The organism is Puerhibacterium sp. TATVAM-FAB25, assembly GCF_046535855.1.
GTDB lineage: Bacteria > Actinomycetota > Actinomycetes > Actinomycetales > Cellulomonadaceae > Puerhibacterium > Puerhibacterium variabilis_A.
Window position 1 is genome coordinate 136328 of the sequence record NZ_JAXUAK010000007.1, and the last position, 17281, is coordinate 153608.

At 75.5% G+C, this 17281-nt stretch carries 16 protein-coding genes and 1 riboswitch; of the genes, 11 read left to right on the forward strand and 5 right to left on the reverse strand.

Translation table 11 applies throughout. From position 1 onward, the window contains the following. The first annotated feature begins 99 nt into the window (after positions 1-99). From U5M74_RS08980 to U5M74_RS09010, 7 genes are read left to right on the forward strand one after another with little or no spacing between them, the layout of a single operon-like run. Positions 100-1689: an ABC transporter substrate-binding protein gene (locus U5M74_RS08980; protein WP_410908209.1), complete on the forward strand. Its 1590-nt coding sequence runs from the start codon at positions 100-102 to the stop codon at positions 1687-1689. After that, complete coding sequence (locus tag U5M74_RS08985; RefSeq protein WP_410908211.1) at positions 1667-2632, forward strand: ABC transporter permease; 966 nt, start codon at positions 1667-1669, stop codon at positions 2630-2632. Before U5M74_RS08980 ends, U5M74_RS08985 begins: the two co-directional genes overlap by 23 nt. Continuing rightward, entirely contained in the window at positions 2629-3531 is a 903-nt protein-coding gene (locus tag U5M74_RS08990) for an ABC transporter permease (RefSeq protein ID WP_410908213.1), read from the forward strand. Before U5M74_RS08985 ends, U5M74_RS08990 begins: the two co-directional genes overlap by 4 nt. Continuing rightward, positions 3528-5345: a dipeptide ABC transporter ATP-binding protein gene (locus tag U5M74_RS08995; RefSeq protein ID WP_410908215.1), complete on the forward strand. Its 1818-nt coding sequence runs from the start codon at positions 3528-3530 to the stop codon at positions 5343-5345. The genes U5M74_RS08990 and U5M74_RS08995 overlap by 4 nt, the downstream gene beginning before the upstream one ends. Further along, the gene (locus tag U5M74_RS09000; RefSeq protein WP_410908217.1) at positions 5342-6802 is read left to right on the forward strand and encodes an NtaA/DmoA family FMN-dependent monooxygenase; all 1461 of its coding nucleotides are present in this window, start codon (positions 5342-5344) and stop codon (positions 6800-6802) included. The genes U5M74_RS08995 and U5M74_RS09000 overlap by 4 nt, the downstream gene beginning before the upstream one ends. Positions 6803-6847: 45 nt before the next feature. After that, on the forward strand, positions 6848-7432 hold the full coding sequence (locus U5M74_RS09005; RefSeq protein WP_410908219.1) for an NADPH-dependent FMN reductase: 585 nt from the start codon (positions 6848-6850) through the stop codon (positions 7430-7432). Beyond that, a complete protein-coding gene (locus U5M74_RS09010; RefSeq protein WP_410908221.1) occupies positions 7429-7992 on the forward strand; it encodes a flavin reductase family protein in 564 nt (187 codons plus the stop codon). The genes U5M74_RS09005 and U5M74_RS09010 overlap by 4 nt, the downstream gene beginning before the upstream one ends. Here U5M74_RS09010 and U5M74_RS09015 read toward each other — a convergent pair. Further along, positions 7962-9275 carry a F420-dependent oxidoreductase gene (locus U5M74_RS09015; RefSeq protein ID WP_410908223.1) on the reverse strand — a complete coding sequence of 438 codons (1314 nt, stop codon included), beginning with the start codon at positions 9273-9275 and terminating at the stop codon, positions 7962-7964. The two genes, U5M74_RS09010 and U5M74_RS09015, sit on opposite strands and share 31 nt — an antisense overlap. A gap of 334 nt (positions 9276-9609) precedes the next feature. After that, positions 9610-9725: riboswitch (SAM riboswitch) on the reverse strand. Between the two features lie 239 nt (positions 9726-9964). On the opposite strand from U5M74_RS09015, the gene U5M74_RS09020 reads away from it, so the two are divergent. Continuing rightward, positions 9965-10765, forward strand: coding sequence for a sugar phosphate isomerase/epimerase family protein (locus tag U5M74_RS09020; RefSeq protein WP_410908225.1), 801 nt, complete (start codon positions 9965-9967; stop codon positions 10763-10765). Next, positions 10762-11874, forward strand: coding sequence for a Gfo/Idh/MocA family protein (locus tag U5M74_RS09025; RefSeq protein WP_410908227.1), 1113 nt, complete (start codon positions 10762-10764; stop codon positions 11872-11874). Before U5M74_RS09020 ends, U5M74_RS09025 begins: the two co-directional genes overlap by 4 nt. Before the next feature lie 76 nt (positions 11875-11950). Here U5M74_RS09025 and U5M74_RS09030 read toward each other — a convergent pair whose 3' ends face one another. Continuing rightward, on the reverse strand, positions 11951-12562 hold the full coding sequence (locus U5M74_RS09030) for a TetR/AcrR family transcriptional regulator (protein WP_410908229.1): 612 nt from the start codon (positions 12560-12562) through the stop codon (positions 11951-11953). A 143-nt stretch (positions 12563-12705) separates the two neighbouring features. On the opposite strand from U5M74_RS09030, the gene U5M74_RS09035 reads away from it, so the two are divergent. Continuing rightward, positions 12706-12852 carry a hypothetical protein gene (locus U5M74_RS09035; protein ID WP_410908231.1) on the forward strand — a complete coding sequence of 49 codons (147 nt, stop codon included), beginning with the start codon at positions 12706-12708 and terminating at the stop codon, positions 12850-12852. 188 nt (positions 12853-13040) lie between these two features. On the opposite strand, the gene U5M74_RS09040 is transcribed toward U5M74_RS09035, so the two are convergent. The 3 genes from U5M74_RS09040 to U5M74_RS09050 are packed head-to-tail and all read right to left on the reverse strand — an operon-like array spanning position 13041 to position 15888. Continuing rightward, positions 13041-13712, reverse strand: a complete 672-nt coding sequence (locus tag U5M74_RS09040; RefSeq protein WP_410908233.1) for an HAD family hydrolase — start codon at positions 13710-13712, stop codon at positions 13041-13043. Between the two features lie 26 nt (positions 13713-13738). Continuing rightward, complete coding sequence (locus U5M74_RS09045) at positions 13739-14536, reverse strand: GntR family transcriptional regulator (RefSeq protein WP_410908235.1); 798 nt, start codon at positions 14534-14536, stop codon at positions 13739-13741. Next, the gene (locus tag U5M74_RS09050) at positions 14533-15888 is read right to left on the reverse strand and encodes an aspartate aminotransferase family protein (RefSeq protein WP_410908237.1); all 1356 of its coding nucleotides are present in this window, start codon (positions 15886-15888) and stop codon (positions 14533-14535) included. Before U5M74_RS09050 ends, U5M74_RS09045 begins: the two co-directional genes overlap by 4 nt. A gap of 308 nt (positions 15889-16196) precedes the next feature. Between U5M74_RS09050 and U5M74_RS09055 the strand changes: the two genes are divergently transcribed. Then, positions 16197-17279: a phosphotransferase enzyme family protein gene (locus tag U5M74_RS09055; RefSeq protein WP_410908239.1), complete on the forward strand. Its 1083-nt coding sequence runs from the start codon at positions 16197-16199 to the stop codon at positions 17277-17279. Positions 17280-17281 lie beyond the last annotated feature (2 nt).

The following is a 17281-nucleotide window of genomic DNA, read 5'->3' on the forward strand; positions in this document are numbered from 1 at the left end:
GGCGCTGGTGACCCGTGCCGCACCGGAAGAAGGACTCCCATGTCACGCTCTCAGCCTCGCTCCGCGAGCCGCCCCCTCGTAACCGCGACGGCGCTCACGATGGTCGCCGCGCTGAGCGCGTGCTCCAGCGGCGCGGCAGCCGGTGGCGGTGGCGCGCCCCTCGACGGCGGGACGATCGTCTACGGCCACCAGCAGGAGCCGGAGTGCGTCGTCGGCGGCTGGATCGAGCAGGCGTACCTCAGCTACCAGGTGCTCGACTCCCTGACCTCGCTCGGCGAGGACGGTGCGGCCGTGCCGTGGCTCGCCGAGAGCTGGGAGGCGTCCGACGACGGCCTGACGTGGACCTTCCACCTCAAGGAGGGCGTGCGGTTCACCGACGGCACGGCCCTCACGGCCGGCGTCGTGGCCTACAACTTCGACTGGTGGGTCGCCGACGGCGGCAACAGCACCGCACGCGCGTGGCTCACCCCGTACTACGGGTCGGCCGAGGCGGTCGACGACACGACGCTCGTGCTGCACCTGACCGCGCCGTACCCGCGGCTGGCCGAGACGGTCGCGCAGGGCTACTTCGGCATCCAGTCGCAGCAGGCGCTCGAGACGCGCAGCGAGGCGGAGAACTGCGAGGCCCCGGTCGGCTCGGGCGCGTTCGTCGTCGAGGAGTGGAACCGCGGCCAGAACATCGTCCTGGCCCGCAACGACGACTACACCTCGTGGCCGGCGAACGCCCGCCACGAGGGCCCGGCCAAGGTGGAGAAGGTCGACTGGCGCTTCGTGCCCGACGCGACCACGCGGACCGCGTCGCTGCGCTCCGGGGAGACGGACGCGATCTACGACGTGCCCGCCGTCGAGTGGGACTCCGTCGGCGAGGCCGGGTTCGAACGGCTCCGGTTCGTCACGCCGGGCCGCCCGCAGCAGCTGTCCTTCAACACCAAGCAGGGGCCGTTCACGGACGAGGCGGTGCGCAAGGCGTTCGCCTACAGCCTCGACCGGCAGCAGATCGTCGAGACCATCGGCCGCGGGCTCATCCCCTACGAGGGCAACGGCGCGGTGAGCCGGTCCACCCCGGGCTACAGCCAGGCCGCCGCCGGCGCCTACTCCTACGACCCCGCCGAGGCGGACCGCCTCCTGGACGAGGCCGGCTGGACGGAGCGCGACGCCGACGGCTTCCGCACCAAGGACGGCGAGCGCCTGCACGTGGTGCTGCCCTACGGCGCCGGCTCGATCGTCAACGCCGACGGCGCCGCGATCCTCCAGGGCGTCAAGGAGCAGGCCAAGGCGGTCGGCTTCGACGTCGAGCTCGTGCCGGTGCCGCGCAGCGAGCTGCTCGCGGGCGCGTACACGAAGCCCGACGAGCGCGACCTGCAGGTGGGCTACTGGACGTCGGTCACGGCGGGGATCCTGTGGATCACCTGGCGCTCGGACACCCCCGAGGCGCCCAACGGCTCCAACGGCGCCTTCTACGCCGACGCCGACCTGGACGCGCTGATCCTCGAGGCCAACTCCGAGCCCGACGTCGAGCGCCAGGAGGAGCTGTACCGGCAGGCACAGGAGCACATCGCCGACCGGGCGCTGTCCATCGGCCTGTACGACCGGCTCTCCACCCTCGCCGTGGCGCCGCACCTCAAGGACGTGTGGCAGGAGCACGCACAGGGGGGACCGGTCTTCCATGACGCGTACCTCGTGGGCTGAGCCCGTCCTGCGCCGCGTCACCGGCCGCCTGGTCTGGGCGCTGCTGGTGCTCTGGGGCACCGCGAGCCTGACCTTCCTGGCCCAGGCCGCCCTGCCGGGCGACCGCGCCACCGCCATCCTCAACGTGCGCACCGGCAACGCCGAGGCCCGCACGGAGGCCGAGCTCGCGCCGATCGTCCGGGAGTACGGGCTCGACCGCCCGCTGCTCGTCCAGTACGCCGACCACCTGGCGGCCCTGCTGCGCGGCGACCTCGGCACCTCCTACCAGCAGCACCGGCCCGTCGTGGAGGTGATCGCGGACCAGCTCGGCGCCACCGTGGCCCTGGCCCTCGTCGCCGTCGTCCTGGCCTGGGTGCTCATGGTGGCGTGGGCGCTGCTGACCGCCGGCCGCGGCCGGCTCGTCGGCGGCGCCGGCCGCCTGGTCGAGGTCGTCACCGCCGGGCTGCCGCACTACTGGCTCGGCGTCATCCTGCTGCTCGTCCTCGCGCTGCGGCTCGGGTGGTTCCCCGTCATCGGCGGTACTGGGGCGGCCGGGATGCTGCTGCCCGCCCTCACGCTCGCCGTGCCGCTGGCCGGGTTCCTCGGCCAGGCCACCCGCACCGAGCTGGAGCGGGCGCTGGGCCAGCCGTTCGTGCTGTCCGCCCGGGCCCGCGGCATGGGCGACACCGCCGTGCGCGTGCACCACGTGCTGCGGCACGCCCTGCTCCCCGCCGTCAGCCTGTCCGGCTGGGCGCTCGGTGCGGCGCTGTCCGGCAGCGTCGTGGTCGAGCAGGTCTTCACCCGCCCGGGCATCGGCCAGGTGCTGGTCAACGCCGTCGGCTCGCAGGACCTGCCGATCGTCGTCGGCGTCGTGGTCCTGGTCGCCGTGTTCTACGTCGTCGCCAACCTGCTCGTCGACCTCGCCTACCTGGTGGTCGACCCGAGGCTCCGGAGGCCCGCATGACCGCTCTCGACCCGGGCGCGCCCGCCCCGACGGCGCCCGCCGCCCCCACGGCGCGCGGGCCCCGACCGCCCCGCACCCTCGACCGGCTCGCCCGCACACCCGCGGGGCCGGTGCTCGCCGTCGTCGTCCTGGCGGCGTTCGGCCTCGCGGCGGTCGCCCCGGGGCTGCTGGCCACGCATGACCCGTTCGCCCTGGACTACCCGGCGGCGCTGCAGGGCCCCTCGGCCGCGCACTGGTTCGGCACCGACGAGTCGGGCCGCGACCTGTACAGCCGCGTCGTGCACGGCACGCGGGAGTCGCTCGCCATCGGCCTGGGCGCCGCGGCCGTGAGCCTCACGGCCGCGGTGCTGCTGGGCGCGGTCGCCGGGCTCGCCCCGCGGCCGGTGGCCCGCAGCGTCGACTGGTTCCTCGAGGTGCTGTTCGCCTTCCCGTCGCTGCTCCTGGCGCTGCTGCTCATCGCCGTCGTCGGCCCGTCGGCCGCCACGCAGGCGGTCGCGGTCGGCGTGGGCACCGCCCCCGGCTACGCCCGGATGGTGCGCGGCCAGGTGCTGCAGGCCAAGGGCTCGGCGTACGTGGAGGCCGCGGTCGCGCTGGGCCACCCGCGGGCGCGCATCGTGCGGGCGCACGTGCTGCCCAACGCGCTGCGCCCGCTCGTGGCGATCTTCGCGCTGTCCGTGGGCCAGTCGATCGTGTGGGCCTCCGGCCTGTCGTTCATCGGGCTGGGCGTGGCTCCGCCCTCGCCGGAGTGGGGCGCCCTGCTCGACGCCGGCCGCACCTACATCACCCAGGCGGGCTGGCTCACCGTGATCCCCGGCCTGGTCGTCGTCCTGCTGTCGCTCGCCGCCACCACGGTCGGGCGCCACCTGCAGCAGGCCCTGGAGCAGGGGGAGCACGCATGAGCACCGTCCAGACCACCCTTCAGACCGTCGCCGCCCCCGCGGCCCCGGCCGCCGGCACCCGCGCGGCCGGCGTCGCGGCCGCGCCGGACGCCGCCGTCACCGCCGCGTCCCCCGCGCCGCGGCTCGCCGTGACGGACCTGCGCGTCGCCTTCGACACCAGCCGCGGCCGGCGCGAGGTCGTCCACGGCGTGTCCTTCGAGCTCGCCGCCGGCGAGTGCCTCGCCGTCGTCGGCGAGTCCGGGTCAGGCAAGTCGGTGACCGCCCGCAGCCTCGTGGGCCTGCCCGGGCCGGGCGCCGTCGTGCGCGCCGAGCGCCTCGAGGTGCACGGCCGCGACCTGCGTGCCGCGACCGACCGGCAGTGGCGGGCCGTGCGCGGCGCCCAGGTGGGGTTCGTCCTGCAGGACGCGCTCGTCGCGCTCGACCCGCTGCGGCCGGTCGGCAAGGAGATCGCCGAGGCGCTGGCCCTGCACGGCGTGAGCGGGCGGACGGAGCGGCGGCGCCGCGCCGTCGCGCTGCTCGACCGGGTGGGCGTGCCGCGGGCCGCCGAGCGGGCGCGGCAGCGCCCCGACCAGCTCTCGGGCGGCCTGCGCCAGCGCGCCCTCATCGCGTCCGCGATCGCCCTGGACCCCGACGTCGTGATCGCCGACGAGCCGACGACCGCGCTCGACGTCACCGTGCAGGCCCAGGTGCTGGAGCTCCTGCGGGCCACGAAGCAGCGTGGCGCCGGCGTGCTGCTCATCAGCCACGACCTCGCCGTGGTCGCCGACCTCGCCGACCGCGTCCTGGTGATGAAGGACGGCCGCGTCCTCGAGGAGGGCACCCCGCAGGAGGTGCTGCGCGCGCCGCGGCACCCCTACACCCACGCGCTCGTCGCGGCCGTGCCCCGCCTCGAGACGCGGGGCCGCCCGCTCGTGCCCGGCGCGCCGGCGCTGCCGCCGCGCGCCGCGGCGTCCGCCGGTCCGGCGCCGGGCCCCGGCACAGGCACGGGCACGGGCCGCGGTCCTGTGCTGGAGGCCGAGGGGCTGGTCCGCCGGTTCCGCACGCCGGGCGGCGGCTCGCTGCTGGCCGTGGACGACGTGTCGTTCGCGCTGGAGCGCGGCGAGACGCTCGGCCTCGTCGGGGAGTCAGGCTCCGGCAAGAGCACCACGGCGCGCATCGCGCTCGCCCTCGAGCGCGCCGACGCCGGCGAGGTCCGGCTGCTCGGCGGGCCGTGGTCGACGCTGGCCGAGGCGCGCCGGCGGGCGCTGCGGCGGCGCGTCGGCGTGGTCTCCCAGGATCCCCTGTCGACGTTCGACCCCCGCTGGAGCACCGGCCGCATCCTCGTGGACGCCGTGCCGCTGGACCGCTATCCCACGGTCGCCGCCCGGCGCGCCCGGGCGGCCGAGCTCGTCGCCCTCGTCGGGCTCGACGCGGCGGTGCTCGACCGCTTCCCCCTGCGGATGTCCGGCGGTCAGCGCCAGCGCGTGGCGATCGCCCGGGCGCTGGCCGGGGCGCCCGACGTCGTGGTCCTGGACGAGGCGGTCTCCGCCCTCGACGTGACCATCCAGGCGCAGGTGCTCGACCTGCTGGCCCGCCTGCAGCGCACCCTCGGCGTCAGCTACCTGTTCATCTCCCACGACCTGGGCGTCGTGGGCCACCTGGCGGACCGCGTGCTGGTCATGAAGGACGGCCGCGTCGTCGAGTCCGGCGCCGCCGAGCGGCTGCTGACCGCCCCCCACCACCCGTACACCCGCGAGCTGGTCGCGGCCGTGCCCGCTCTCGAACCCGCCCGCGATATTGCCCGCGGGCCCGCCACCACCGGAGGCCTCTCATGACGAACGAGCCCAAGAAGCTGATCCTCAACCTGTTCGAGATGGCCTGCGTCAGCCACATCACCCACGGGCTGTGGCGCCTGGAGGGCAACAACCGCCACCGGTTCGCCGACCTCGACTACTGGACCGAGCTCGCCGAGATCTGCGAGGACGGCGGCTTCGACGCCGTCTTCCTCGCCGACGTGGTCGGCACCTACGACGTGTTCCGCGACGGCCCCGAGACGGCGCTGCGCGAGGGCCTGCAGAACCCCGACCTCGACCCGCTGCTGCTCGTGCCCGCGATGGCGGCGGCGACCCGGCGCCTCGGCTTCGGCGTGACCTTCTCGACGACGTACGAGCCGCCGTTCGCGTTCGCCCGGCGCATGTCCACGCTGGACCACCTGACCCGGGGGCGGGTCGGCTGGAACATCGTCACCTCCTACCTGCCCAACGCCGCCCGCAACTTCGGCCTCGACGGCGAGATCCCGCACGACCGGCGCTACGAGCTCGCCGACGAGTACCTGCACGTGCTCTACAAGCTGTGGGAGGGCTCCTGGGACGACGGCGCCCTCGTCCACGACCGCGAGCGCGGCGTGGTCACCGACCCGGCCAAGGTCCGCTACATCGACCACGTCGGCGCGCACCACCGCGTGGCCGGGCCGCACCTGGTGCACCCCTCGCCGCAGCGCACGCCCGTGCTGTTCCAGGCCACCGGCTCGCCCGCGGGCTCGGCGTTCGCCGGCCGGCACGCCGAGGTCCTATTCACCGGCGGGCGCACCACGGAGCAGTTCCAGGCCGTCAAGCGGTCGGTGCAGGACGCAGCCGTGGCGCAGGGGCGCACCGAGGACTCGGTGCGGTTCGTCGTGCAGGCCGGCGTCATCACGGGGCGCACCCAGGAGGAGGCCGAGGACAAGTGGCGCCTCTACCGGGCGCACACGAGCCTCGACGGCATCCTGGCCCACCAGGGCCTGCCGGTGGACCTCACCGCCGCGCCGCGGGACATCACGGTCGCCGAGGCGGTCGCCCGCAGCGGCAAGGACGTGGGTCGCTCTCTAATGGTGCCGCTGGACCGGACCGTGGGCGAGGTGCTCGACGGCATCCGCGCCGGCAACCAGGAGCGGTTCTTCGTGGTCGGCACCCCCGACGTCGTCGCCGACGAGATCGAGCGGTGGCTCGACGTGGACGGGATCGACGGCATCAACCTGCGGCAGTACCACTCGTTCGGCACGGCGCAGGACTTCGCCGAGCTGGTCGTGCCGGAGCTGCGGCGCCGCGGGCGGCTGCCCGAGGCGGGCGAGCACACGGGCGCCACGCTGCGCGAGCGCATCTTCGGCCACCCCCGGCTGCCCGAGGAGCACGTCGGCACGCGCTACCGCGGCGGGGCGCACCTCGGCGCCGACACCGTGCCCGTCGCCGTTCCCGTCGCCGGGCCCGTCAGCGAGCCCGTCGCCGAGCCCGTCGCCGAGCCCGTCACCGTCTGACGGCCCCTGAGCCCCCTGAGCCCCCTGAGCCCTCGAGGAGGACCCATGCCCTCTCCCCACTCCCCCGCCGTCGTCGTGCTGTCCGGCAACCCCCGTCCCGGGTCGCGGACCCTCGGCGTGGCCGAGACCCTCGGCCTCCGCGTGGCCGACCTGCTGGGCACCGACGACGTCGTGACCATCGACCTCGCCGCCCTGGCCGGCCAGCTCTTCGCCGCCGACCGCCCCGCCGTCGACCGCGCCCGCGACCGGCTCGCCGGCGCGGCCGTGGCCGTCGTCGCGACCCCCGTCTACAAGGCGTCCTACACGGGCCTGCTGAAGTCGTTCCTCGACACGTACGGGCCGGACGGCCTGGCCGGCGTGGTGGCGGTGCCGCTGGTGGTGTCGGGCGACCCGGCGCACGCGCTCGCGGGCGAGGTGCACCTGCGCCCCCTCCTCGTCGAGCTCGGCGCGGTGGTGCCCGCGCGGTCGTTCACCGTGACGGAGGCGCAGCTGGCCGACCCGGCACCGGCGGTCGACGCCTGGCTGGACCGGTGGGCGGGCGCGCTCGCCCGCGCCGTCGGGGCGCCCGCGGCCGCGGGCGCGCCCGCGGTGACGGCGCCGGTCGGCGCGGGGGCGGGGGCCGCTCGATGACCGCCGAGCGGACGGGCCTGGCCGCCCTGGAGCGGCTGCTGACCGAGCACGACGAGCCGCACCTGACGCCCGAGGCGTTCAAGGCCGTGTTCCGCCGGCACCCCGCCGGCGTGGCCGTCGTCGCGCTGCTCGACGACGACGGCCCGGTCGGCTTCACGGCCACGTCCGTCATCTCGGTGTCGGCCGCGCCGCCGCTGCTGGCGTTCTCGGTCGCGTCCACCTCGTCGTGCTGGCCGGCGCTCTCGCGCACCCGCACCCTCGCGGTGAGCTTCCTCGCCGACGGCCAGGACGACGTCTCCGCCCGCTTCGCCACGCACGGCATCGACCGCTTCGCCGCCGGCGGGTGGACCGCGCTGCCGACCGGCGAGCCGGTCGTCGACGGCGCGGTCTCCTGGGTGCGGGCCCGCGTCGTGCAGCGCACGCCGGTGGGCGACAGCTACCTGGTGTCGCTGCGCGCCCTGGAGTCCGGGGTGGCCGAGGTCGAGGCGGGCGACGCGGCGTCGCCCCTCGTCTACCTCGACCGCACCTATCACCGGCTGGGCGAGGACACCGCCATCTGACCGGCCGCCACCTGGCCGGCCGTCCCGGGCCGCCGCCGCGCCGCGCCGCGCGGTGCGCGGCCCGGGGCTTCCGGTGGGGCCGCCGGCGCCGGTGCGACCGCCGTCGGCGCACCGCCCGCGGCCGGCAGCCCGAGGGCCGTGCGCAGCGTCGTCGCGGCGACCGGAGCGACCTCCCGGCGCAGGCCGGCCACCTCGAGCGCGGGCATGGCCTGGTCGACGATCGCGTCGAGGTCGGGGCCCAGGGACGACGGGCGCAGCACGAAGCCGTCGACCGCGCCCACCTCCCGCCACGCGCCGACCAGGTCGGCGAACCCGCCGGCCGTCCCGGCGAAGACCAGCGCCCCGTGCGCCACCCCGGGCCCCTCGAGCGTCTCCACCAGCTCGAGGCGCGCCTGCGCGCTCGCCCGGTCCGCCGACAGCACCACGTAGGCGTCGGCGAGCACCCGCGGCGGCACGTCGCGCCCGGCCGCCGCGGCGGCCGCGTGCAGGCGCTCGCGCAGCTCGGCCGCCCGCCCGCGGTAGCCCACCGCGACGCGCACGACGTCGGCGACCCGGGCGGCGAGCGGCAGGTCGGCCTCGGTGCGGACCCGCACGACGACGGGTGGACGCCCCTGCGGCGAGGGCGCCACCGGGTCCGCGTCGCGGCGCACCGCGAACCGGACGCCGTCGTGCTCCACGGCGTGCCGACCCTCGGCGTCGAGCCGGACGGCGCCGACCCGCCCGTCGCCGGCCCAGTGCCGCGCCACCGCGTCGGCGTCCGCGGCCGCCTGCTGGGCCCAGGCGTCGTCGCTCGTCGCCAGCGTGGGCGGCAGGCCCACCTGCCAGCCGACGCGCCCCGCGCTCTCCCGGTCGGCGCTCGCGATCGCCGCGGCCACGTGCGCGGCGTCGACGTGCACCGTCTCGACGGCGGCGACGAGGCCCACCCGCGTCGTGCAGGGGGCCACGCGCGCGGCCGCGACCGCGGCGTCGAGGCGCCCGGTCAGCCGACCGCGGCCGGGGTGCAGCAGGAAGCTCTCGTCGAGGGTCACCAGGTCGACGCCGCCCAGGTCGGCCCGGCGCACGAGCTCGGCGAAGCGCCGCCCGTCGAAGGACCGGGGCGCCTGCGGGCCCCGGGCGCGCTGGGCGCCGGGGCGGGCGCCCGCCGCGCTGAGGTCGACGCCCACGACGACGTGGCGGTCGGCGTCCGCCGCGGAGGACCGGGGCTGGTCGGGGTGCTCCAGGCGCTGGGGTTGGTGGGGTGGCCTGGGGTGCTGGGGCGGCTCAGGGTGCTGGGGGTGCGACACGGGGAGGCTCCGATCTCGGCGCGGTCGAAGGCGCGCGCCGCGCGGCCCGGGGGCCGGTGGCGCGGCGCGGGCGGCGCTGCGGGAGGGTGGGGTCCGTCCGGGCGCCCTCGGGCGCCGGGTGGCGCGGACGGCGGGGCGTCCGGCCAGGGAGGATGAGGAGGATCGGGAGGATCAGGAGGATCGGGTCGTCAGCGGGGGACGACAGCACATTCGCCGCCGGGGCAGGGTGTCGCGTCCCTGCACGCCGCCGGAGACGAGCCGTAGGGCCTGCGCGACCGCCGTCGGGCGCGTGGTGCTCCTGGTCATCCTGCTCCTCCTGGCGCCCGCCGGGGCGGGCTCGCGTGTTGCCCCACCGCCGGGCGGCGGTGGGCCTGGTCCTCACCCGGGGCACCCACCCACGCGGGGGGTTGCCGTCCGACGAGCCGGGGCTTGGCGTCGGAGCTCATGACCTGTCGTGCGGGCGTCGCCGTCGACGGCGGCACCCAGCGCGACGCCCGCAAAGTACGGAGCGGTGACCACCGTGTCAACGGTTCGCCAGGGGTTCTCAGATGACGGACCTCGCGTCGTGGAGACCCTCGCGCAGAAACTATCCAGTGTGCAGTTTTGCCCCTATGCTCGACTTCCACCGGGTCCTGCAGGACTTCTGCACCATGCCCGGCGGAAGAGGCAGCAGACCGAAGGAGCTCCTGATGTCCCTCATCTCCGTGCAGCTGTACTCGCTGCGCGACGCCATCGCCGAGGACCTGGACGCCGCCGTGGCCCGGGTCCGCGAGATCGGCTACGAGCACGTCGAGCCGTACGCGTTCGTCGACCGCGTGGCCGACTTCGAGCGCGCGCTCGCCGCGACGGGGCTCAAGGCCCCGTCGGGCCACGCCGCCGTGATCGACGCCCCCGACCCCGACGTCGTCTTCGAGGCGGCGGCGCGCCTGGGGATCGGGATCGTCATCGACCCGTTCGTCCCCACCGAGCGCTGGCAGACCGCCGACGACGCGCGGCGGATCGCGGACCGGGTCAACGAGCTCACCACCCGGGCGGCCGCGCACGGCCTGCGCTTCGGCTACCACAACCACCAGTGGGAGTTCACCAACAGGGTGGACGGCCGGCCGGTCTTCGAGCTCTTCGCCGAGCACCTCGCCCCGGAGGCCGTGCTCGAGGTCGACACGTTCTGGGCGACCGTCGGCGGCGCCGACGCCCCGGCCGTGCTGCGGTCGCTCGGCGACCGCGTCGTGGCGATCCACGTCAAGGACGGCCAGGTCTCCGGCGACATCGCCTCGGTGCTGCCGTCCAGCGAGAGCGCCCTCGTGGTGCCCGACGCCCTCCGGGCCGCCTTCGAGAACCAGACGCCCGCCGGCCAGGGCGACGTCGACGTGCCGTCGATCCTCGCCGCCGCCCCCGAGGCGATCCGGGTCGTGGAGTTCGACGCCTACGGCGGCGACGTCTTCGAGGGCATCGCCGAGTCCCTCGCCTGGCTCGAGGAGAACGACCGGTGAGCGGGGCGGGCGCCCCGGTCGGGGTCGGCATCATCGGGGCCGGCAACATCTCGACGCAGTACCTCGAGAACCTCACGAAGTTCGCCGACGTCGAGGTCCGCATGGTCGCCGACCTGCTGGTCGACCGGGCGCGGGCGCAGGCGGAGGCGTACGGCGTCCCCGCCTGGGGGACCGCCGAGCAGCTGCTCGAGCGCGACGACATCGAGATCGTCGTCAACCTGACCGTCCCGGCCGTGCACACCGAGGTCGGGCAGAGGATCGTCGCGGCCGGCAAGCACGTGTGGAGCGAGAAACCGATCGCGACGGACCACGCCTCGGCCGTCGAGCTGCTCGACGCCGCCGCGTCGAAGGGGCTGCGCGTCGCGTGCGCGCCGGACACCGTCCTCGGCGCGGGCATCCAGACGGCGCTGCGGGCCATCGCCCGCGGCGACATCGGCGAGCCCCTCACCGCCACCACGATCTTCCACGTCCCCGGTCCCGAGGCGTGGCACCCGGACCCCGACTTCCTGTTCGCCCGGGGCGCCGGCCCCCTGTTCGACATGGGGCCGTACTACGTGACCACCCTCGTGCACGCCCTCGGCGCGGCGACGCGCGTGCAGGCCGTGTCGTCGAGGTCGCTCGAGCGGCGCACGATCGGCTCGGGCCCGCGGGCGGGCGAGACGTTCCCGGTCGAGGTGCCCACGCACCACGCGGCGCTGATCCAGTTCCGCGGCGGGCAGTCGGCGCAGTCGACGTTCTCCTTCCAGCACGCGCTGCCCCGCGCGGGCTTCGTGGAGATCAACGGCACGCTCGGCACCATCGCACTGCCGGACCCCAACACGTTCGAGGGCGACTCCACCCTGTGGCGCTACGGCCAGGACGCACCGACGACCATCCCCGCGACCGGCTCGACGTGGGGCCGCGGCACGGGCGTCGTCGAGCTGGCCCGCGCCGTCCGCGAGGGGCGGCCCGAGCGCGCCTCGGGCGCGGTGGCCCTGCACGTCCTCGACGTCCTGCTCGCGATCCGCGACGCGGCGGAGACGGGCAGCGCCGTCGAGGTCGCCTCGACCGTCGACGCGATCCCGCCCCTGCCGGAGGACTTCGACCCGGCGGAGGCGACGTTCGCCTGACGCCCGACGCGGCGCGACCAGGGGCCGGACCCGCCGGGGTCCGGCCCCTGGTCGCGTCAGCCGCCCGGCGGTCGCGTCAGCCGCGAGGCGGAGGAGGCGGGACGAGCCGCTCGAGGAGGCTCAGGACGCGCGCGCCGTCCACCGCCTCCGGGTCCAGCAGCCACTGCACCTGCAGGCCGTCCGACGCGGCGATGGCCAGCGAGGCCAGGTCCTCGGGGTCGATGTCCGGGTCGATCCGCCCGGCCTCCTGGTCCGCCCGGACCAGCCCGGCGAGCTCGGCGCGCACCCGGGCGAACCGCTCGCGCACGAAGGCGCGCGTGGCGGGGTGGCCCTGCTGCGCGGCGTCCGCCATGAGCACCGTGTAGAGCTGCACCAGCCCGGGGATCGAGCGGTTGCGCTCAGCGCTGTCGCGCATGTCGCCGACCGCAGAGGTGGGCTGTTCGCCCGTCCCGGCCCGCCGCCCCTCGTGCTCCTCGTACACCGCGACGAGCAGCTCGTCGCGGGACGGGAAGTAGTGCCGCAGCGCCGCGTGCGAGATCCCGAGCGACTCCGCGACCGACCGGAGCGAGGACGCGTCGACCCCCTTCTCGGCCACCATGCGGATGACCTCGTCGAGGATCTGCGCGCGGCGGGCCGCGCCCTTCGCGTAGCCACGGGGTCGCCCGCCCTGGTCCTCCGTCGCCGTCACGGTCCCAACCTACCGAGCCGGGCGTGGCGGCCTCCGCCGGGACGCGATCTGCCAGGTCGGACCTGCGGCGTCCCTGGTGGTGCGGGTGCGACCGCAGGGGCGCCGAGGTAGCGTCGAGCCAACGCGATCGAGAGGAGATGACGATGGCACGACTGGTGAGCGGGCTCATGAAGTCCGCGCTGGCCGCGAAGGCGCTCCAGATCGCCAAGCGGGAGATGGCCAAGCCGGAGAACCAGCGCAAGGCCAAGGAGCTGTTCGCGAAGGCCACCCAGCGGCGCAAGCACCCCTGACGGCGCCCGGCACTGCCTGGCGAGCGGCGGAGCGATGCAGGTGCCGAGCTCCCGCCGACCGGCCTTCTCGGGCCCGGGAACCTGCGGGTTCCCGGGCCCGAGCGCGTGCGCCCCCTTGGCGGCGTCCCGTCCGGGCTGCGCGCTCCGCAGGGCGGCCGCCCTGCCTGCCGGGCGCGGGGGCTGCCGGCTCATGCCATCGCGGCGCTCTCCAGCCCGAGCATCCCGATGACCTCCGTCAGCCCGTCCGCCCGGCGCAGGCGCGGGTGGCGGGCGACCGTGCGTGGCAACACGGTCCCCGGCTCGACGCAGAACGTCCGCATGCCGGCCCCGAGCGCCGCGGTGACCCCGGTGACCGAGTCCTCGAGCACCACGCAGTCACCGGGCTCGACGCCCAGCTGCCGGGCGGCACGAAGATAGGGCTCCGGGTGCGGCTTCTGGTGAGCGACGACGTCGCCGGTGACGACGACGTCGAACCCGGCACGGGCGCTCAGGTCCTTCACCGCGTCCAGCAGCGCGCCGACGCCGGTCGCGTAGGTCGCGGTCACCAGCCCGACCGGGATCGACGTCGCCAGCACCTGCGCCAGGAGGTCGCGCGCCCCGGGACGCCACGGCATCGCCGCCGCGGTCTGCGCGCTGACGGCTCGGTGCAGCTGCTCGGCGACCTCGCCCTGGGGCAGCGGGACGCCGCGGCCGCCGAGGTGGTCCGCCAGGCGCGGGATGGCCCAGCCCACGATCCGGTCGTCGTCGGCGGCGGACCAGGGCACGCCGTGCGCGCGTGCCAGGTCGCCGGCGGCCCGGGACCACGCGCCCTCGGTGTCGACGAGGGTGCCGTCCATGTCGCAGAGCAGAGCCGCTGGCACTGGGTGACCTCCGGGTCGTCGGAGCGTCAGCGGCCGGCCGTGCGGCCGGGCGCGACGTATCCGAGCTTGTGGGTGTGGATGCGGGTGCGGTCGGCACGGAAGAGATCCGTGGCGAGCTCGATCGGCGTGCCGTCGGCGTCACGGGCGACGCGGACGACGCGGAAGACGGGCGCCCCCTCCGCGATGCCCATGTGGGCGGCCTCGACGGCGTCGGCGCCGACGACGTCGATCGTCTCCTCGGCCAGGTGCGGCCGGAGGCCGTAGACCTCGCTGAGGACCCGGTACAACGACGTCGACAGGTCGTGCTGGAGCAGCCCGGGGGCGAGGTGTGCCGGCACCACCGACGTCTCGAGGGACCAGGGCACGTCGTCGGCCTCGCGGGCCCGCACCACCCGCACCACGTGGGCGCGGCCCGGGCCGTCCGGGTGGCCCGCGGTGGTGGGGAGCCGCAGGGCCCGCGCCTCCCTCGGCGACGCGACCGCCAGGTGCGCGGCCAGCACCGTCGTACGACAGGTCAGGCCCTGCCGGCGCAGGATGTCGGGCACCGACTCGGCGGTGTCGACCTGGCGTTCGATCTTGCCGTCGGAGACGAACACTCCCCCACCGCGGCCGATGGTGCGCCGGATGCGTCCCTCCTGCTCCAGCACGCCGAGCGCGCCGCGCAGCGCCGAGCGCGTGACCCCCAGCCGCTCGGCCAGGCGACGCTCGTCGCCGAGGCGCTCGGTCGCCTGGTACTCCGCCTCGGCGATGAGCCGCCGCAGCCGGACGACGACGTCCTCGAGCACCCCGACCTCCTCGCCGGGGCGACGCGCGGCCCCGATCACCCGGCCAGGGTACGGAGGCAGCGGTCGAGCGCACCGACGAACCAGTCGATGTCGCCGTCCCCGTAGGCAAAGCTGGGCCGGAGCTTCAGCACGTTCCCGCCTGGGCCCGCGACGGAGGTGAGGACCCCGAGCTCTCGCATCTCGTCGATGACGCGCAGCGCGAGGGCCTTGTCCGGCTCGCGCGAGTCCCGGTCGGTGACGATCTCGACGCCGATGAACAGCCCGGCGCCCCGGACGTCCCCGAGGCACTCGTGCCGCTCGGCCAGCGCCGCCAGCTCGTCCACGAGCCGGCCGCCGAGCTTGAGCGCCCGCTCCTGCAGGTTCTCCTGCAGGAGCGTGTCGAGCACCGCCTGGGCGGCCGCGATGGACACCGGGTTCCCGCCGAAGGTGTTGAAGTAGGGGAACCGGGACGCGAAGGCCTCGAGCACGTCGGGGCGCGCGATCATGCCGGCCACCGGGATGCCGTTGCCCATGGGCTTGCCGGTCGTGACGATGTCGGCGTCGGCGGTGTGGCGGGCATATCCCCAGAACGCCTCGCCGGTGCGGGCGAACCCGGGCTGCACCTCGTCCGCGACGAACAGGCCGCCGGCGCTGTGCACCGCGTCGACCGCCTCCTGCAGGAACCCGTTCGGGCCGGCGTGCACGCCGTCGGACGAGAAGATGGAGTCGATGAGCAGCGCCGCCACCCCGTGACCTGCCTCGGCGAGCTCGCGGGCGGCGCTGGTGACGTCCGCGGCGAACCGCGACCCGGCCGCGGGACCCTCGCGGTAGAAGTCGGGAGCGGCGACGAGCCGCACGAAGTCGCCGACCTGGACGTTCGACCCGAGCGAGGGCGACACCTGCGCGGTCAGGTCGGTCGCGCCGTGGTAGGCCTCGGTGGTGACGATGACGCCCCGGTTCCCGGTCGCGGCACGGGCGACCCGGATGGCGAGGTCGTTCGACTCCGACCCGGTGCACTGGAACATGACGTGCTCGAGCCCGGTGCCCGTGGCGGGGCGCGGCATCGTGGCCAGCAGCGCGTCGGCGTACTCGAGGATCGCCTCGTGCAGGTAGCGGGTGTGGGTGTTCAGCGTCTGCATCTGACGGTGGACCGCCTCGACCACGGCCGGGTGGCCGTGCCCGAGGGAGACGACGTTGTTGTAGATGTCCAGGTACTTGCGGCCGTCGGCGTCCCACACGTACGCGCCCTCGCCGCGGACGAGGTGCACCGGGTTGGAGTAGAACAGCCGGTAGGCCGGGCCCAGCAGCCGGGAGCGGCGGCGGGTCAGGTCGAGCGTCTGCTCGGTGACGGACGCGGCCGGCGAGTCGGCGCGGAACGCGTTCGTGTCCATGATGCTGGAGAGCTTCGTCACGGGTGGTCCTTCGTCGGTGCGGGTGAGGCGGCCGCCCGGCTCGTCCTCGGCCGAGCTTCCTCGGCGCCGCACCATCGTGCTCCCGACGGGCGGTGCGGAGCAGCACCGGGGATGACGGCCGTGTAACGGACGACGGGACGGGTGTAAATGGCTCGTTGCCCGCCGGTGCCCGTGTAAGGACTGTGTTGCTTTCCGTCCTGGTGCCTTGACGGGCGGGCCGCAGCTCGACGACGGTTTCGCCGAGCCGCCCGCTCTCCTCACGCAGCACGCCCGCCGTTCGCGGGCCCCACGCCTGTCTGAGGAGCACCATGACCGGAACCGCCGTCGTCGACGACACCCCGCCCGCGGCGACCGCGCCGGCGGCGCAGGAGCAGTCGCTCGCCGCCTTCGACGCCCTGACCTCGGGTTCGCCCAGCCCGTACTGGCTGCACCGCGGTGTCTGCGCTGCCTGGGGCCTGGCCCCGGACCGGGTCGACCTCGTGCTCATCACGGTCTCGGAGAACGCGACGTTCCGCCTCGACGTCGACGGGCGCCCCGTCGGCGTCGTGCGGGTGTCGCAGCCCGGGTACGTGGGCGGGCCGGCCGCGATCGCCTCGGAGTTCGCCTGGCTCGGGTCGCTCCACGGGCTGGACGGCGTCGACCTCATCGCCCCCGTGCCGACGGTTCGCGGCACGTTCCACGCGGTCGTCAAGGACCAGCTGGGGCAGGCGTGGACGGTCGTGTCGACCCGCTTCGTGCGGGGCACCGTCCTGGAGGACGTCGCGGACCCGGCGCCGTTCTACCGCACCATCGGCCGCTGGAGCGCGCTGTTCCACGAGCACTCGCGGACGTGGACGCCCCCGCACGGGTTCACCCGGTTCTCCTGGGACCTCGTCGACATGGTCGGCCCGACGGCGCGCTGGGGATCGTGGGAGGGCGCCACGAACGACCACGAGCAGCGGGCGCTGCTCGGCGCCGCCCAGCGTCGCGCCTTCGAGATCCTCGCGGACCTCGAGAAGACGCCGGACAGCTGGGGCGTCATCCACGCCGACCTGCGGCCGTCCAACGTCATGGCGAGCGGCGACCGGCTCACCGTCATCGACTTCGACGACTGCGGGTGGTCGTACTACCTGTACGACTTCGCCGCGTCGCTCTCGTTCGTCGACGCCGAGCCCTACGCACCGGCCATGGCGAAGGCCTGGGTCGCGGGATATCAGGAGGTCAGCCCCCTGACGCCCCACGACCTGCGGCACGCGGGCGCGCTGGCCATGCTGCGCCGGCTGCAGCTCCTGGGATGGACCACCACCCACCGCATCGACGCCCTGCCGCCCGAGCTGCGCGACCAGCTGTCAGGCGCCTTGTACTGCGCCCGCCGCTTCCTCGAGAGCCCCACCTGGCTGCTCGACCACTGACC

What these genes read in the sequence shown, in the direction of transcription:
- U5M74_RS08980 (WP_410908209.1), top strand. Translation starts at nt 100, where the DNA reads ATGGTCGCCGCGCTGAGCGCGTGCTCCAGCGGCGCGGCAGCCGGTGGC.
- U5M74_RS08985 (WP_410908211.1), top strand. Translation starts at nt 1,667, where the DNA reads ATGACGCGTACCTCGTGGGCTGAGCCCGTCCTGCGCCGCGTCACCGGC.
- U5M74_RS09010 (WP_410908221.1), top strand. Translation starts at nt 7,429, where the DNA reads ATGACCGCCGAGCGGACGGGCCTGGCCGCCCTGGAGCGGCTGCTGACC.
- U5M74_RS08995 (WP_410908215.1), top strand. Translation starts at nt 3,528, where the DNA reads ATGAGCACCGTCCAGACCACCCTTCAGACCGTCGCCGCCCCCGCGGCC.
- U5M74_RS09035 (WP_410908231.1), top strand. Translation starts at nt 12,706, where the DNA reads ATGGCACGACTGGTGAGCGGGCTCATGAAGTCCGCGCTGGCCGCGAAG.
- U5M74_RS09000 (WP_410908217.1), top strand. Translation starts at nt 5,342, where the DNA reads ATGACGAACGAGCCCAAGAAGCTGATCCTCAACCTGTTCGAGATGGCC.
- U5M74_RS09005 (WP_410908219.1), top strand. Translation starts at nt 6,848, where the DNA reads ATGCCCTCTCCCCACTCCCCCGCCGTCGTCGTGCTGTCCGGCAACCCC.
- U5M74_RS08990 (WP_410908213.1), top strand. Translation starts at nt 2,629, where the DNA reads ATGACCGCTCTCGACCCGGGCGCGCCCGCCCCGACGGCGCCCGCCGCC.
- U5M74_RS09055 (WP_410908239.1), top strand. Translation starts at nt 16,197, where the DNA reads ATGACCGGAACCGCCGTCGTCGACGACACCCCGCCCGCGGCGACCGCG.
- U5M74_RS09020 (WP_410908225.1), top strand. Translation starts at nt 9,965, where the DNA reads ATGTCCCTCATCTCCGTGCAGCTGTACTCGCTGCGCGACGCCATCGCC.